9 protein-coding genes are annotated in these 16,245 nt (G+C 67.0%); 8 read left to right on the forward strand and 1 reads right to left on the reverse strand.

Annotated elements, in window-relative coordinates; all coding sequences use genetic code 11:
- Positions 1-136 precede the first annotated feature (136 nt).
- From ACLQ3C_RS05820 to ACLQ3C_RS05855, 8 genes are all read left to right on the forward strand, one after another.
- Complete coding sequence (locus ACLQ3C_RS05820) at positions 137-1,162, forward strand: alpha/beta hydrolase (protein ID WP_425704089.1); 1,026 nt, start codon at positions 137-139, stop codon at positions 1,160-1,162.
- 360 nt (positions 1,163-1,522) lie between these two features.
- Positions 1,523-2,974 carry an alpha/beta hydrolase-fold protein gene (locus tag ACLQ3C_RS05825; protein ID WP_425704247.1) on the forward strand — a complete coding sequence of 484 codons (1,452 nt, stop codon included), beginning with the start codon at positions 1,523-1,525 and terminating at the stop codon, positions 2,972-2,974.
- A gap of 241 nt (positions 2,975-3,215) precedes the next feature.
- Positions 3,216-3,749: a DUF732 domain-containing protein gene (locus ACLQ3C_RS05830; protein WP_425704090.1), complete on the forward strand. Its 534-nt coding sequence runs from the start codon at positions 3,216-3,218 to the stop codon at positions 3,747-3,749.
- Between the two features lie 14 nt (positions 3,750-3,763).
- Entirely contained in the window at positions 3,764-4,768 is a 1,005-nt protein-coding gene (locus ACLQ3C_RS05835; protein ID WP_425704091.1) for a cutinase family protein, read from the forward strand.
- A 144-nt stretch (positions 4,769-4,912) separates the two neighbouring features.
- Positions 4,913-5,926, forward strand: a complete 1,014-nt coding sequence (locus tag ACLQ3C_RS05840; RefSeq protein ID WP_425704092.1) for an LLM class F420-dependent oxidoreductase — start codon at positions 4,913-4,915, stop codon at positions 5,924-5,926.
- Between the two features lie 463 nt (positions 5,927-6,389).
- A complete protein-coding gene (gene fadD32 / locus ACLQ3C_RS05845; protein ID WP_425704093.1) occupies positions 6,390-8,291 on the forward strand; it encodes a long-chain-fatty-acid--AMP ligase FadD32 in 1,902 nt (633 codons plus the stop codon).
- Positions 8,292-8,457: 166 nt separating this feature from the next.
- The gene (pks13, locus tag ACLQ3C_RS05850) at positions 8,458-13,716 is read left to right on the forward strand and encodes a polyketide synthase Pks13 (RefSeq protein ID WP_425704094.1); all 5,259 of its coding nucleotides are present in this window, start codon (positions 8,458-8,460) and stop codon (positions 13,714-13,716) included.
- Positions 13,717-13,760: 44 nt separating this feature from the next.
- A complete protein-coding gene (locus ACLQ3C_RS05855; protein WP_425704095.1) occupies positions 13,761-15,308 on the forward strand; it encodes an acyl-CoA carboxylase subunit beta in 1,548 nt (515 codons plus the stop codon).
- A gap of 13 nt (positions 15,309-15,321) precedes the next feature.
- Here the strand turns inward: ACLQ3C_RS05855 and ACLQ3C_RS05860 are convergent, their stop codons facing one another.
- On the reverse strand, positions 15,322-16,080 hold the full coding sequence (locus ACLQ3C_RS05860) for a VIT1/CCC1 transporter family protein (protein ID WP_425704096.1): 759 nt from the start codon (positions 16,078-16,080) through the stop codon (positions 15,322-15,324).
- Positions 16,081-16,245 lie beyond the last annotated feature (165 nt).

Raw genomic sequence — 16,245 nt, forward strand, 5'->3', positions numbered from 1 at the left:
CCGGGGGCTCGGCACGTGGATTTTTGCGCGTGGGAGCTCGGTGTCGGGGGACCGGACGTCGCAGATGTGAAGTCCGGAGTACGGCACGGTCCAACCGGTCCGTACAAGGCCGGTGACAAAGGGAGAATGCAAGGCGATGGGTGTAGGTGAAGTGAAACCGAAGACGTCCGGAGGTCTCCGGCTCCGTGGTCGGCTGCTGGCGATCGTCATCGCGGTGACGACGGTTGCGGGACTGATCGGTGCCGTGGTCGGCAGCGGCCAGGCCGACGCCCGGATCAACGGCACCGGCGGTGTCGACGAGTTCTGGATCAATTCTTGCGGCATGCCCACCGGCAACGCCCTCGGCCCCGGGAATGGCAACGGAGGCGTCAAGGTCCGTTCGTGGCATCGCCCGGGCAACCAGCGCACGGTCATCATGCTCGACGGCATGCGCGCCCAGTACGACTTCTCCGGCTGGGAGATCAACACCAACATCCAGGAACTGGTCAAGCAGGGCATCAACGTCGTCGAGCCGATCGGCGGACCGGCCAGCTTCTACACCAACTGGAACGCGGCGAGCAACTTCAACGGCCAGCAGGCTCCGTACAAGTGGGAATGCGTCATCAACGACCGGCTGGCCCCGGCGCTGCGGGCTCGCCACTTCGGCACCAAGGGCGGCAAGTTCGCGATCATGGGTGTCTCGTCCGGTGGTAACGCCGCACTGACGCTGGCCGCCCATCGCCGCGACCTCTACTACGCGGCCGGCTCGCTCTCGGGCTACGACTTCCTGAGCGCCCCCGGTATGCACACCATGCTTCGTCTCGCGATGCTCGACGTCGCGCCGGCGCCCTGGAACGTCGACGCCATGTGGGGCCCGCCGTGGGATCCGCGCTGGTACCAGAACGATCCGTCGATGCTGCTCAACCAGATGCACGGCCTCAATCTCTTCGTCGGTTCCGGTAACGGGCTGTTCGGTCAGTACAACGCCCTGCCGAACGTCTTCAACGACCTGATCCAGGGATCGACGCTCGAGGTGCTCGCGTTCACCCAGGCCAAGGCCTTCGAGGGCCTCGCGGCGCTCAACGGGATCAACATCAAGAGCCACTACGGCGTCGGCACCCATGCGTGGGGCTACTGGCAGGACATGGTCTGGAGCGCCAAGGCGCAGGGCTTCTTCCGGTAACCAGCCAGACAAGATCGTCCGGGGCAACCCCGGCCGGAACCGAAAGGTTCGGGCCGGGGTTGTGTCGTTTCTGCGGCCCGAACTGCCCAGACGCAGCAGTACCCCGACGGATCTCGGGTCACAGAAGTCACAAAATTCTCACCTGTCACAGCGTGGCGTCGCCGCTTCCCTCGCCACGACGTGTAAGAAACACCTGAGGCGTTATGACACCAGTGGGATTTCTGTGACTTGAGTGGCCACTGAGTCGACGCGGTTCCCGACCGCGGTGCGTCGACCAACAGGGGCGTGAAGGAGCGCGAGGGAATGCAAACAGTGAGTGGTCGCCGGTCGATCCGGCGCCGGCCCATCCGCACGGCGAGAATGCGCCGGCCCATCCGGGCCGGTATCGCGGCCGTGGTGGTGGCGTTGATGGCTCTGGGTTGGGTCCTGATCGGCCAATCGGCCGCGACCGGCGCACCCGCACCCGCACCGGCACCTGCCCCGGCAAATCCCGCCTCGGCGCCGGCTCCCGGGACCGGACCAGCACCCGCCCCGGCGCCGGCATCCCCGCCGGCACCGGCTCCCGCGGCGACGCCGGCACCCACCCAGCCGGCGCACGTGACCAAGACGTTTTGGTACTCCGATCGCCGGGTGGCACTCTGGGTCTTCTCGCCCTCGATGAACACCGAGATCCAGGTGCAGATCCTGCTGGCCCGCGACTGGTGGGCCAAGCCACAGGCCAAGTTTCCGCAGCTGACCATGCTCGACGGTCTGCGTGCCCAGGACGACCAGAGCGGCTGGGTCATCAACACCGACATCGTCGACTTCTACAAGGACAAGAACGTCAACGTCATCCTGCCGATCGGTGGCGAATCGAGCTTCTACACCGACTGGAAAGAACCCGACAAGGGCAAGAACTACAAATGGGAGGCGTTCCTCCAGCACGAGTTGCCGCCGATTATCGAAGGCGATTGGCGCTCGACGGACGTGCGTGGCATCGAGGGACTGTCGATGGGCGGTTCGGCAGCGATGATGCTCGCCGCACGCAATCCCGGCTACTACAAGTTCGCCGGCTCGTTCTCTGGCATCCTGCAGCTGACGTCCTACGGCATGCCGCAGGCGATCCAGTTCGCGCTGCGTGACGGCGGCGGCTATGACGCGATGAAGATGTTCGGGCCGCCGAGCGATCCGGAATGGAAGGCGCACGACCCGTATCTGCTCGCCGACAAGTTACGCGGCACCAGCCTTTACATCTCGTCGGGCAACGGCATGGTCGGACCACACGACAAACCGTCGGACATACCGTTGCTGGCCACCAACTACTCCGGCGTGGGGCTCGAACTGCTCTCGCGCGTCACCTCCCAGCAGTTCGCGATCAAGCTGAACCAGCTCGGTATCCCCGGTCAGGCGGTGTACCGGCCGTCGGGAACCCACACCTGGCCCTACTGGGAGTTCGAGATGCACCAGGCATGGCCACAGGCCGCGGCGGCCCTCGGGCTCTCCGGCGACAAGGTGGCGTGCGGGGTCGGCCCGGCGTTCAAGAAGCTCGCCGACAAGGCCCGGATCGGACGGTGCCTCACCCCGGAGTACGCGGTACCGGGCGGCCGGGCCCAAGACTTCGCCAACGCGCGGATCATCACCGGACCGAAGGGCCCGCAGGTGGTCGGCGGAGCGATCGGCGGAGCCTATGTCGGCGCCGGCGGCCCCGGCGGCAAGCTCGGTCTGCCGACGGGCATGGAGGTGCCGGCCGGGCGTGACGGCGGCAAGACGCAGACCTTCGAACACGGCCGGATCGACTGGTCGCCGCGTGGCGGTGCACACCTCGCGCGCTGATGCGCGGCGCCCCGGGAGCACGAACCCGGGGCGCCGCGTGTGCGCGTCCTGAGATCTCACTGTGGAATCGCCACGTTTATGCAGGTGAGGTGGTTCCGGTGGCAAAAGATGTCGGTGCGGTTGGGTAACCTTGCGGGCGGTTGGGACAAACCATCGTATGTGTGTGCGCAGTTGCCACCGCGAGGATCGGCCCGGGTCGGGCGGGTCGGCGCGATCGGTGACGCGTGACGAGGAAGTGAAGATGAGTAAGTACCTGAGGCTGGGCGTGCTGATGACCGGTGCGGTGTTCGCGCTCGGTTCGTTGGCTGCGTGTGCAGACGATTCGACGGCCAGTGCGCCGATCACCAGCAATCCGGTCACCACGACGTCGATGTACTCGGCGGCGCCGAGTTCGTCGGCTCCCGCCGCTGCGAGCACGCAAGAGTCCGCGGCTTCGGCCACCACCGGCGGCTCCAGTCTGCCCGCCACTGCGCCGCGGTCGAGTGCGGAGGCGTCGGGTCAGTTCGCGACGCCGGAAGGGCAGCCGCTCGACGACAAGGCCAAGCGGTACCTGCAGGCCCTGCACAATCAGAACGTCACGTTTCTCGGCGATTCCGACAACAGTGTCGCCCTGACGCTGGCGACCTACGTGTGCGACGCGCAACACAAGAACACCGACCCGGTCACCACCAAGGGCTATGTCGTCGCGCTCGTCGCGCCAGGCACGCAGAACGCACAGGAGGCCAATACCAAGGCCGACAAGGTGATCAAGGCCGCCCAGGACAACTATTGCTGACCGGGACCTGATCGGTGAACCCACGCCGTAACTCTCGCTCACGATCCGGTCGTGCCCTGCGCCTGCTGCTGGCCGCCGTGGCACTGATCGCGATCATCGCGATCGTGTTGATCGTCATCTGGGTCAAGGGTCTCTTCGGGACACCGACGCCGCCCCCACCGCACGGCGGTGGCCCGTCCTCGTCGGCACCCCCGGGCCGGCCGCAGGCCCAACCCGCCGACTGCCCGGATGTGCTGACGCTGGTGGTGCCCGGAACGTGGGAATCCACGCCGAACGACGATCCGCTGAATCCGACATCGAAGCCGGCCTCGCTGCTCCTGCGTGTCTCCAAGGCGATCAGCAGCGAGTTCCCCGCGTCGCGCACCACCGTATATACGGTGCCCTACATCGCCGAGTTCCGGAATCCGACGATTCTCAACGACCGGCAACACTCGTACAACGACTCCCGGACCCAGGGCTACCGGCGTGCCGCGGGTGAGATCATCTCCACGCACGGCCGGTGCCCGCTGACCCGCTACGTGATCATGGGCTTCTCGCAGGGTGCGGTGATCGCGGGAGACCTCGCATCCGCCATCGGGAACGGTCGCGGAAACGTGCTGCCCCGCTCCGATGCCGATCTCGTCCTCGGCGTGGGCATGATCGCCGACGGCCGCAGGCAGTCCGGTGAGCAACGCGATATCGGTCCCAATCCGCCCGGCGTCGGTGCCGAGGTCGCACTCGCCGGCGTGGGCAGCCTGGTACCGGGCACGACGATGACCGGACCCCGCCCCGGTGGCTTCGGCGACATTCGCAGCAAGGTCGTATCCATTTGTGCCCCAGGCGATCTCATCTGCGACGCGCCGACGGTGTCGAATCCGCTGGGCGCGGTGGGGCAGATGGCCAACGCCATGAACAACCCGGTGCACGCCATGTACGCGACCCCGCGCTACTGGTCGCTGAACGGTGCGACCGCGACCCAGTGGATGCGCGGCTGGGCGAGCGGATTGATCGACGGGGCGCCGCGTCCCGCACACAACTGAGCCGGCCCGCCCGGATTCGTTTGGGTGGCACCGCCGTGCTGCATTAACGTGATGTGCTGGCTCGGCGATGTCCCGGAGAGCCGGGGACGATCCGTCGACCATCAGAGCACATGACGAGGCCGGCAGGCAGCACGAGGAGAACGAATGACCGAGGGGGAGGCCACCGGGACCGGTGGCAGCGAATCCACGCTGCGCAAGTTCCGGTTCGGCGCCGGGGGCGAGGGCAACAAAGAAGAGGGCGGTGCCCGCAAGTTCGTGAAGCTCGCCCAGACCGCCGAGGAGTACGGATACGACACCTTTGCCGTGCCCGACCACCTCGGCAACCAGGTCGGGCCGCTCGCTGCGCTGGGCGCGCTGAGTCAGGCGACCGACCGCATCCGGCTGGGCACCTCGGTGCTGGCGAACGGGTTGCGGCATCCGGCGGTGCTCGCCAAAGAAGCCAACACCATCGACGTGCTGAGCAAGGGACGCCTGGAGCTGGGGATCGGCGCCGGGTGGCTCAAGGAGGAGTTCGACAAGGCGGGCATCGAGTTCGAGTCGCCGGGCGTGCGCATCCGGCGTCTCGACGAGTCGCTGACGATCCTCGACAAGCTGATGCGCGGCGAGACCGTCGACTTCGACGGCGAGTTCTACCAGATCAGCGGCCTCGAGGGCAGTCCGCGCCCGCGCCAGGGGCCGCGTCCGCCGATCGCCGTCGGTGGCGGCGGCCCCAAGATGCTGCGGTTGGCCGCCAAACACGCCGACATCATCTCGGTCGCGCCGGGCACCACGCCCGACGGCCGGATGAAGCTCTCGGATATGACGATCGAGAAGACCGCCGCGCGCGTCGACGGCATCCGGGAGGCCGCAGGCGATCGGTTCGATCAGATCGAACTGAACTGGACCATTGCGGTCATCGTCATCACCGATGACCGCCACGCCACCGCCGAGATGGCGCTCAAGGCCCTCGAGCAGGGATATCCGCCGAACATCGAACGCGACACCGAATTCACCGTCGGCGACGTGCTGAATTCGCCGTATATCGCAATCGGTTCCTTCGAGGAGATCGCCGAGCAGATCCGCGAGGTGCGCCGGCGCACCTCGATGTCCTACGTCGGCGTGTTCCCGACGCAGATGGATGCGTTCGCGCCTGTCATCTCACTCCTCAAGGGGGAGTAAACTATGTCCTCGGTCCGGGGGAGAAGCCGCACGATAACCGTGGGTGAAGCACTGCTGCAGAGCGGTGATCAGACTGCGGACTGGCGAAGACGGACATGACGATCAGCAAGGAAGTGAAAGGGTTGGGACACGACCGTGCAACCGCGAAGACGCGGCGCGCGGACCAATGACTTACCGAACAATTCGAGTGCCGAGACAGTCGAGTACCGAGACAGTCGAGTACCGAGCCATTCGAATACAAGCCGGTTGAGTACGAGCCAGTTGAATACGAACCAGTTGAATACGAACCAGTTGAATACGAACCATTGAGTACCGATCCGACCGACGACGCGCAGCGCGACGACGACCGACACCGAAGCGGCCGCATCGCCATACGCCGGGGGTGGTGGCGCCGCGGGGTGTGCCACGAGGTACGCACGACATGCCCGACGAGGGCAGCAACGTGGGGCCACAGGAGTAATGAATGCTGAAGACTGAATTTGAGCAGTTTCTCGACGACAACGGTCAGCTGCACTTCACCGAGGACGCGACGCTCGTCGACTACGTCGAACGCAATGTGCGTGACGCGGCCGACACCCTCGCCTACCGGTACATCGACTACAGCCGGGAACGTGACGGCGAACGTCAGGACCTCACCTGGGCGCAGTTCGGCAAACGTCTCCGGGCCGTGGCGGCGCGGTTGCAGCAGGTCACCAAGCACGGCGATCGCGTCGCGATCCTCGCGCCGCAATCGCTGGAGTACGTGATCGGCTTCTTCGCGGCCCTCTACGCGAGCAACGTCGCGGTCCCGCTGTTCAGCCCCGACGAACCCGGCCACACCGACCGGCTGACCGCGGTGCTCGCCGACTGCGAGCCGACCGCGATCCTCACCTCCACCAAGTCCGCCGAGGCCGTGCGCAACTTCTTCGCCGACCGCCCGGCCAAAGAGCGACCCCGGGTGATCGCCGTCGACGCGGTCCCCGATTCCGTGGGCTCGGCCTGGGTGGCCCCGATCGCCGGCACCGACCACAACAAGGACACCGTCGCCTATCTGCAGTACACATCGGGCTCGACCCGCGTGCCCGCCGGCGTCGAGATCACCTATCAGGCGGTCGCCGCCAACGTCCTGCAGATCTACGACTGCATCGAGATCGACCGCAACGCGCGCGGTGTCACCTGGCTGCCGATGTTCCACGACATGGGGCTGCTGACGGTGATCCTGCCCGCACTGGGCGGCAAATACATCACGATCATGAGCCCGCAGGCGTTCGTCCGCCGACCGGGGCGCTGGATCCGCGAACTCGCCGCCGACGACGACAACGCCCCCACCTACGCGGCCGCCCCGAACTTCGCCTACGAGCACGCCGCCGTCCGCGGCCTGCCCAAGGAAGGCGAATCGCTGGATCTGTCGAATGTGATCGGCCTGATCAACGGCTCCGAGCCGGTGACGGTCAGCTCGATGAAGAAGTTCAACGACGCATTCGGCCCCTACGGTCTGCCGAAGACCGCGATGAAACCCTGTTACGGCATGGCCGAGGCAACGCTGTTCGTGTCGGCGACCCAACGCGACAACGAGGCCAAGGTCATCCACGTCGACCGCGAGGAACTCAACGCCGGCCGCATGAAGGTGGTCGATTCCGACGCACCCAACGCGGTCGCGCAGGTCTCCTGCGGTCAGGTCGCGCTGAGCCAGTGGGCGGCGATCGTCGACGCGGAGACCGGCGCGGAAAGGCCCGACGGCGAGGTCGGCGAGATCTGGCTGCACGGCATCAACATCGGCGCAGGCTACTGGAACAAGCCGCAGGAGTCGCGCGAGACCTTCGAGAACACGATCCCCACCCCGCTCGCGCAGGGCAGCCACACCGAGGGCACGCCGGCCGACGCGAAGTGGATGCGCACCGGCGACTACGGCGTCTGGCTCGACGGTGAGCTCTACATCACCGGCCGCGTCAAGGACCTCGTCATCGTCGACGGCCGCAACCACTACCCGCAGGACCTCGAATACAGTGCGCAAGAGGCCAGTTCGGCGCTGCGTCCCGGCTTTGTCGCGGCCTTCGCGGTGCCGTCCAACGAGCTACCCCCAGTGGTCTTCGAGCAGGCCACCAGCGGACTGAGCTTCGATCCCGACGACGCCTCCGAACAGCTGGTGATCGTCGCCGAACGCGGCCCGGGCAAACGCCACGATCCGCAGGAGGTCTCCGACACCGTCCGCGCCGCGATCGCCCAGCGCCACGGCGTGATGGCCCGCGACATCCTGCTGGTGCCTGCCGGGTCCATCCCGCGCACCTCCAGCGGCAAGATCGCGCGCCGGGCGACCAAGGCGGCCTACGTCGACGGCAGCCTACGAGGCGGGCACAAGCAGACAGCCTTCCCGGATAGCTTGTGAGAACTCGCGTTACAGCCGCAAACACGGTGTTCGGGGCCGCGCCGCGATGCAGGAGGAAGAGCCAGGAGCGCAGCGACGCCGCGATGACGACGAAGAGCGGTGCACCTGGCCCCGAACGCCCGCGGCGGCGGAGCCGACGCCAACGACCCAAGTACATTGAGATGTGATGTCTGAAGTGAGTGGTAACGAGCCGACCGCGGCCGTCGAGGTGTCCACCGAAGCTGCCGATGGCGAGACTGCCGGCGGATTGACCGTCCCCGAGCTGCGGGACTGGCTGCGCAGCTGGGTGGCCGAGGCCACCGGTCTGGCGGCCGATCAGATCTCCGACGACCGGCCGATGGAAGAGCTCGGGCTGTCCTCGCGCGACGCGGTGGCGCTGGCCGCCGACATCGAGGACAAGACGGGCGTGGTCCTGACCGCGACCGTCGCATACAACCATCCGACGATCGCGATGCTGGCCAAGCGCATCATCGAGGGCGATCCGGATGAGGACATCGACGTCGATGCCGACCGGTTCTGGGAACGCGAACGCGACTCCGCCGACGACATCGCCATCGTCGGCCTTTCCACCCGATTCCCGAAGGCAGGCAACACCCCGGAATCGACGTGGGCGGCGTTGGCCGAGGGCCGCGACGGCATCTCGGAGCTGCCCGCCGACCGATGGACGGAATTCAAGTCCGATCCGCGGATGGTCGAGATCCTCGACAAGCGCAATCTGCGCGGCGGCTACCTCGACGACGTCAAGGGCTTCGACGCCGACTTCTTCCAGATGAGCCCGCGTGAGGTCGAGATGGTCGACCCACAGCAGCGGCTCGCGATGGAATTGACCTGGGAGGCGCTCGAACACGCTCGTATCCCGGCCAGCGACCTCAAGGGCGGCCAGGTCGGTGTCTTCGTCGGCACATCCACCAACGACTATCAGCTGATGGCCGCGCTCGGACTGGGCGAGGGCTCCGACGAGACGGCCGCGTACGCGCTGACCGGTACCGCGACGTCGATCATCGCCAACCGCGTCTCCTACTTCTACGACTTCCGCGGGCCGTCGGTCGCCCTGGACACCGCGTGCTCGTCGTCGCTGGTCGCGGTGCATCAGGCGGTGCGGAGCCTGCGCTCGGGCGAGTCCGAGGTGGCGCTGGCCGGTGGCGTCAACATGATCCTGACCCCCGCCGCGACCGTCGGCTTCGACACGATCGGCGCGGTCGCCAAGGACGGCCACATCAAGGCGTTCTCGGCCGACGCCGACGGGATGGTGCGGTCGGAGGGCGGCGGTCTGTTCGTCCTCAAACGGCTCGCCGACGCCCGCCGCGACGGCGATCAGGTGCTCGCGGTGATCTCCGGTACCGCGGTGAACTCCGACGGCCGGTCCAACGGCATCTTTGCGCCCAACCCGGACGCGCAGGTCGAGGTTCTCCGATCGGCCTACACCGATGCCGCGCTCGATCCGCGCCTGGTCGACTACGTCGAGGCGCACGGCACCGGCACGATCCTGGGCGACCCGATCGAGGCCGACGCGCTCGGACGTGTGGTCGGCCGCGGTCGCGTCGTCGGCGCGCCGGCATTGCTCGGTTCGGCCAAGACGAACTTCGGCCACATGGAGTCGGCGGCCGGCGCCGCGGCGCTGGCCAAGGTGGTCCTGGCCATGGCGCACGACACGATCCCCGCCTCGCTCAACTACGCAGGCCCCAATCCCTACATCCAGTTCGACGCCAACGGACTCAAGGTCACCGCCGAGACGACCGAGTGGCCGCGTTACTCCGGTCACGCCGTCGCCGGTGTATCCGGCTTCGGGTTCGGCGGCACCAATGCGCACCTCGTGGTACGCGAGGTGCTTCCCGGTGACCTCGTCGCAGAACCGGCTGCCGACCCGGTCGCCGAGGCCACGGCCGCCGAGACGCCGGTCGCCGCCGATCCCGACGACGACGAGGAATTTCTCACCGAGGCCGAGCGTGCGGTACTCGCCGCGCAGGCCACGACAGCCGCACCCGAAGCCGTGGTCGCCGAGCGAGATGCGGCCGAGGGGTTCGCGCCGTGTGCCGTCGAGGGTTCGGTTGTGCCCCTGGCGATCTCGGCATTCCTGCCGTCCCGGCGTCGTAAAGCGGCCGCCGACCTGCTGGCCTGGCTCGAATCCGAAGCCGGACAAGCCGCCCCGCTCGCCGACATCGGCCGCGCGCTCGCCCACCGCAATCACGGCCGCTCGCGTTCGGTCGTCATGGCCCGCTCCCACGAGGACGCGGTCAAGGGTGTGCGTGCGGTGGCCGAGGGCAAGGCCAATCCGCTTGTGTATTCAGCAGATTCGCCGGACGCCGCGTCGGCGGTGTGGTTGCTGTCGGGCTTCGGGTCCCAGCACCGCAAGATGGCCAAGCAGCTCTACACCGAGAACGCGGCATTCGCGAAGTACGCCGACCGCGTGGATGAGTTCGTCCAGCGAGAGCTCGGCTATTCGATCGTCGAGATCTTCCTCGACGACGCGCAGACCTACGCCATCGAGACCAGCCAGGTCGGCATCTACACGATCCAGGTCGCGCTCGCCGACACGTTGCGGCACTTCGGCGCCGAACCCGGTGTGCTGATCCCGCATTCGATGGGGGAGGCCTCGGCCGCCTACATCAGCGGCGGTCTGTCGCTCGAGGACGCGACCCGGGTGATCTGCCAGCGTTCACGTCTGATGGGGGAGGGCGAGTCGATGCTCGTCGGCGACGACATCCGGCTGATGGCGCTCGTCGAGTATTCCGCCGAGGACATCAACGACGTGCTCGTCGACTACCCCGATCTGGAGATCTGCGTCTACGCGGCGCCGACCCACACCGTCATCGGTGGTCCGGAGGCTCAGGTCGACGCCATCGTCGAGCGCGCCGAGCAGGAGGGCAAGCTCGGCCGCAAATTGCAGACCAAGGGTGCCAGCCACACCTCGCAGATGGATCCACTGCTCGGCGAATTGGCCTACGAGCTCACCGGTATCGAGCCGCTGCGGCCGAAGGTGGGCTTCTACAGTTCGGTCGACCGGGAGACCTACTACCGGCCCGGGCACGAGCCGGTGCACACCATCGACTACTTCCTCAAGGGACTGCGGCACAGTGTGTGGTTCTCACAGGCGATCGGCAAGGCCGTCGAGAACGGGCACCGTACCTTCCTGGAGCTCTCGCCCAACCCGGCGGTCCTCATCTCCGTTGCGGCGGTGACCTTCTCGGCCGGGCTGCACGATGCGGAGCTGATCGAGACACTGCGGCGCAAGGAGGACGAGAGCTTCGGCGTCGTCAACGCGCTGATGAAGCTGTACGTGCACGGTCACCCCGTGGACGTGGGTGCGTTGTTCGGTACCGGGCCCGACCGCGGCTTCGCCGACATCCCGCGAACCCGCTTCGAGCGCAAGAACTACTGGCTCAAGGCCGTTCTCTCTTCCGGTGGCGGCAGCGCGACGGTCCCCGGTGCGCACGTCGCCCTGCCCGACGGCCGGCACGCGTGGGAGGTCGACGCCGCGTCGGTCACCGATCCGCGTGAACTCGTGCGCGCCGCGGCGGCGCAAGTACTCTCCGAACCTGCGGTCGGTGCCGCCGTGGCCCACGGCGGGTTCCCCTCGCAGGGCTCGCTCACCACGACCCTGAGCCCACATCCGGGCGGTGCCTCGGTGACCGTGCATGCCAAGCAGGACAAGAACTTTGCGCTGCTGTTCGAGGCCGTCGTGACCGGGTCCCTCGACGGCGCCGTCTCGCCCGCCGGTGGCGCCGCCTCGCCCGCCGACAGCGCTCGTCCGGGTGCCGACGGCGCCCTGGACCCGCAGAAGATCGGATATATCGACACCTCGGTGGTGGTCGAAGACGAGATCGTCGACGACATCGGTGACAAGTGGGACCCGCAATCGGGTGAATCCATCGACGATCGGCTGGCGCGCATCGTCGGCGAGTCGATGGGATACGACCCCGAAGACCTGCCGCGCGAGATCCCACTCGTGGAGCTGGGCCTGGATTCGCTGATGGCGGTCCGGATCAAGAACCGCGTCGAGTTCGAATTCGACATCCCGCAACTGCAGCTGCAGGCGATGCGGCAGGCCGATCTCTCCGACGTCGCGAAGTTCGTCGACTACGCGGTCCATCACCGCGACGAGCTCGACAGTCTTGCCGGTGCGGATGGCGAGCTCGACACCGCCGCGCTCAACGCCTACATCGACGAGCAGAACGCCAAGCGCGCCGCCGAGCCGGCTCCCGAGCCTGCCGAGCCGGCCAAGCCGGCCAAGCCTGCCGAGCCCGCTCCCAGGCCCGCCGAACCCGCCCGCGGGCCGGCCGATATCACCTCGCAGGCCGCGGTGGCAGAGGCGGCCGGGGCCGACGTCCCGCCGCGTGATGCCGCCGAGCGCCTGACGTTCGGGGTGTACGCGGTGGTGACCAAACGATCGGCAGGCGGCATCTTCACCAAGCTGCCGGTGCTGGAAGAGCAAGTGGCGCAAGCGCTCACCGACAAGCTCAACGAGCGCACCGGCGGCGACATCGACGTCGAGGACATCCTCGACTCGGAGACCATCGAGGAGATGTCGAACTACGTTCGCAATTACCTCGACGCGGCCGCCGACACCGACGGCTTCGTCCGCTACCTGCGCCTGGTGCCGGACGGCAAGAAGACCTACGACACCACTGCCGGTGACCCCGCCCCGATGCTGCTGTTCCATCCGGCAGGCGGGAACACCGCCGCGTACGAGGCGCTGCTGAAGCGGCTTCCGCCGACGCAGCCGGTCATCGGCTTCGACCGGGTCGAGGGCACCATCGAAGAGCGTGTGCGGCAATACCTTCCGCGCCTGCGTGAAGTGGCGCCGCATGGCCCGTACGTGCTGGTCGGCTGGTCGCTGGGCGGGGCGCTGGCCTACGGCGCGGCCCAGGTGCTGCGCGCGGAGGGCGAAGAGGTGAGCTTCGTCGGGCTCATCGACGTGGTGCGCCCGCGCCACGACGTCGAGGAGACGCCGGAGACCAAACGTGCGCGCCTGGAACGGTGGAAGGACTTCGCGATCCGCAACTACGATCTCGACGCCGACATCCCGATCCCGATGGATCGGCTCGTCGAGGCCGACGACGAAGGACAGTTCGCGATCATCATGGAGATGATGTCGATGTCGGGCACCAAGATCCCCGGCGGCATCATCGAGCATCAGCGCACGTCGTTCATCGACAACCGGGCTCTCACCAACATCCGTCCGACGCCCTACGACGGCAAGGTCATCCTGTATCGGGCCGACCGGATGCACGAGGGCGCAATCGAACTCGAGCCGCAGTGGGCCGAGATCGACGAGGACGGGCGGTGGCGTGAGGTCGTCGAGGACCTCGAGATCATCCACATCGGCGGCGATCACCTGTCGATCGTCGACGAACCGTTCATCGGCAAGATCGGCGCAGACCTCACCAAGCGGCTCGGTGGCCTCGACGCCACCACCGAAAACTGAGCGATCCGCGCGGATTCGCAGACCGGACAAAGGGATACACCGCCATGGACACCACCGCAGCCAAACTCGCAGACTTGAAGGCCAAACTCGAGCTCGCCCAGGAGCCGGCCGGCGAGAAGGCGGTGGCCAAGCGGGCGAAGAAGGGGATCTTCTCGCCCCGTGAGCGTCTGGAGATGCTCTTCGACCCGGGAACATTCGTCGAGATCGGTGCGCTGGCCAAGATGCCGGGCGCCGCCGACACCGGATACGGCGACGGTGTGGTCACCGGGCACGGGCTGGTACACGGCCGGCCGGTGGCCTCGTTCTCCCACGATCAGTCGGTACATGGTGGGACGGTCGGAGAGATGTTCGGCCGCAAGGTTTCTGCACTCATGGAGTGGGCCGGCCGACTCGGCTGCCCGATGGTGGGGATCAACGACTCGGCCGGCGCCCGGATCCAGGATGCGGTCACCTCGCTGGCCTGGTATGCCGAGATGGGCCGCCGCAATGACCTGCTCTCGGGTCTGGCGCCGCAGATCTCGGTGATCCTCGGCAAGTGTGCCGGCGGGGCGGTGTACACCCCGGCCAACACCGACATCCTCGTCGCCGTCGAGGACAAGTCCTACATGTTCGTCACCGGTCCCGACATCATCAAACAGACCACGGGCGAAGAGATCTCGGCCGAGGATCTCGGTAGCGCCCACAATCAGGCGCGGTGGGGCAACATCCACCACGTCGCCGTGGACGAGAAAGCGGCGTTCGAGTGGGTGCGAGAGTACCTGCAGTACATGCCGTCGAGTTGCTACGAGCAGCCGCCGGTGATCAATCCCGGACTCGAACCGGAGATCACCGAGTCCGATCTCTCGCTCAACTCGTTCATGCCGGATTACGACAACGCCGGGTACGACATGCACGACATCATCATCAAGCTCTTCGACGACGGCGGCTTTCTCGAAGTCGGAGAGCTGTTCGCGCCCAACATCATCACCGGCTATGCGCGTGTCGACGGGCATTCGGTCGGTGTGGTCGCCAATCAGCCGAGCGTGATGGCAGGCACCCTCGACACCGACTCATCGGAGAAGGCCGCGCGATTCGTCCGCATCTGCAATGCGTTCGGCATCCCGCTGATCTTTCTCGTCGACACCCCGGGGATCCTGCCGGGACTCGTCGAAGAGCAGAAGGCGACCATCCGACGGTCCGGGCGCTTCCTGTACGCCTACGTCGAGGCCGACGTGCCGAAAGTGACTGTGGTGCTGCGTAAGGCATATGGCGGCGCGTACGCGGTGATGGGTTCCAAGCAGCTCGGCGCCGACCTCAATTTCGCGTGGCCGTCGGCCAAGATCGCGGTGATGGGTGCCGAATCGGCGGCAGCGGTGCTGACCCGGCGACAGACCGAGGGATTGTCGGCGCGGGAAGCCGACAAGGTGCGGCGCGACTTCATCGACTTCTACAACACGATGATGGCCACCCCGTATCTCGCGGCCGAACGTGGCTACGTCGATGCCGTCATCGAGCCCGCGCAGACGCGACTGCAGCTGCGAAAAGCGTTGGCGCAGTTGCGGGACAAACAGATCATCCGCACTCCGCGCAAGCACCTGCTGATGCCGATCTGAGCGATCGGCTTCCTCAGCCGACCGTGTGACCGACCAGATGCCCGATGGCGTAGGTCACGATCATCGCGATCGCACCACCGAGTACGACGCGCCACATCGGACGCCACGGTGACGATCCGCCCAGAGTGGCACCGGTGAAGCCGGTGATCGCCAGGGCGGCGAGCACCGCGATGAAGGTGATGGGAACGCGCAGGTGCGGCGGTGGCACCAGGATCGCGATCATCGGCAGCAGCGCCCCGGAGAGAAATGAGACGGCCGAGGAGGCCGCGGCCTGCCACGGGTTGGTGAGCGCGTCGGGGTCGATACCGAGTTCGATGTCGACGTGCGCCCCGAACGCATCGCGTTCGGTCAGTTCCGTGGCCACCTGGGTCGCGGTCTCGTGGCTGAGTCCCCTCTTCTCGTAGAGGCCGACCAGTTCGTCGAACTCGGCCTCCGGCTGCTCGTGCAATTCCCGGCGCTCCTTGGCCAGCAACGCCCTCTCGGTATCGCGCTGGGTGCTCACCGACACGTACTCGCCGAGTGCCATCGACACCGCGCCCGCGGCCACCCCCGCGATGCCAGCGGTGAAGATCGGGCCGCGATCGATCGTGGCGGCGGCCACGCCGATCACGATGCCCGCTGTCGAGACGATGCCGTCGTTGGCGCCGAGGACCCCCGCGCGCAGCCAGTTGAGCCGGCTGGCCAGCGAACCGACGTCGTGCGGCTCATCCGAATGCTGGTGCGGTGGTTCAACAGACCGGCGTTCGTCACCGGTTCCGCCGAGGTGGGTCATAGGTCTACTGAAGCGCCAACGCCAACGATCACGCAAGCAAGGTGAGGCTGCGGTCACGGACCGAAGACCAGGTGGCGGGCGTGCCGGCCGCTGCCGGGCGATCAGAGATGGATCGCTCTCCCACGACTCGACGCGAGCAGCTCACCCGGTCGGCGAGCGCCACGC

This window comes from Gordonia sp. DT30, from assembly GCF_049844915.1.
Lineage (GTDB): Bacteria > Actinomycetota > Actinomycetes > Mycobacteriales > Mycobacteriaceae > Gordonia.